This window comes from Pseudoalteromonas sp. Isolate6 (assembly GCF_022398435.1).
Lineage (GTDB): Bacteria > Pseudomonadota > Gammaproteobacteria > Enterobacterales > Alteromonadaceae > Pseudoalteromonas > Pseudoalteromonas galatheae.
The window spans coordinates 1-1,023 of the sequence record NZ_JAKEVK010000388.1 but is presented as its reverse complement, the minus strand read 5'-3'; the positions used below and the strand labels follow the sequence as shown (position 1 = coordinate 1,023).

The following is a 1,023-nucleotide window of genomic DNA, read 5'->3' as shown; positions in this document are numbered from 1 at the left end:
ATATTATATTAATCACCACATTCCTTTTAGTAGCTTGTGGAGGTAGCTCGTCTTCGGATGAACCTAAACTTACAACTAAAATAGAAAAAATTAGCTTAAACTCTAAACTGGTCAGAGGCCAAAGTACCAGCGCAATAATAGAGTGTGTTGATTGTTTGAAAGATAAAGCCATTTATCGCTGGGAAATTGATAATGTTTTAGTGAGTCAATCTAGTTCATTTACTCCTGATTTTGAGCATTTGGATAAGATGGTTGTGATCACGGTTCAAGTACCAAGTATTGATCAGGTGATGAGTGATGAAGTCTCCTTTCAGGCTGAGGTTATTTCACGTAAAACTAAAATAGAAAAAATCAGCTTAAACTCTGAACTGATAAGGGGCCAAAGTACCAGCGCAATAATTGAGTGTGTTGATTGTTTGAAAGATAAAGCCATTTATCGCTGGGAAGTTGATAATGTTGTTGTGAGTCAATCTAGTTCATTAACTCCTGATTTTGAGCATTTGGATAAGACGGTTGTGATCACGGTTCAAGTACCAAGTATTGATCAGGTGATGAGTGATGAAATTTCCTATCAGGCTGAGATTATTTCACGCAAAACCAAAGTCGAATCGCTAGAACTTATAGGGAAGCATACTCCAAACACGACAACCCTAGCGGATTTTACCTGTGATAATTGCCTGTCAGAAACAATATCAATGCAATGGTTTATAGGCGAGCAGTTAGTTGCAACTGGAGCGTCGTTTACACCAGACTTAAATAACTTTGATAAGCCAATCACTATAAAAGCAAAGGTGACTAGTATTGATAACATTGTTAGTGAAACGACTTCATTTGACTTTATCAAGCCGACTCCAATCAGTGGAAATATATACCTATCAGATAAATATATTTTGATGTCTAACGGCGAGCTAATTTTTGATAGTAGCCATGGAATACAGCCGGAAGATGGAAAGAGTGACTTCGTTAATGCTTATTATGGAAAACATGTATGGGGGACGGTTTTAGCTCAAGATACTAAAGGGA

General features: G+C 37.1%; 1 protein-coding gene. It reads left to right on the top strand.

Annotated elements, in window-relative coordinates; genetic code table 11:
- Positions 1–155: 155 nt before the first annotated feature.
- Positions 156–1,023 (top strand): hypothetical protein (locus tag L1D50_RS23065; protein ID WP_239966942.1); only part of this gene is annotated, 868 nt, incomplete at its 3' end.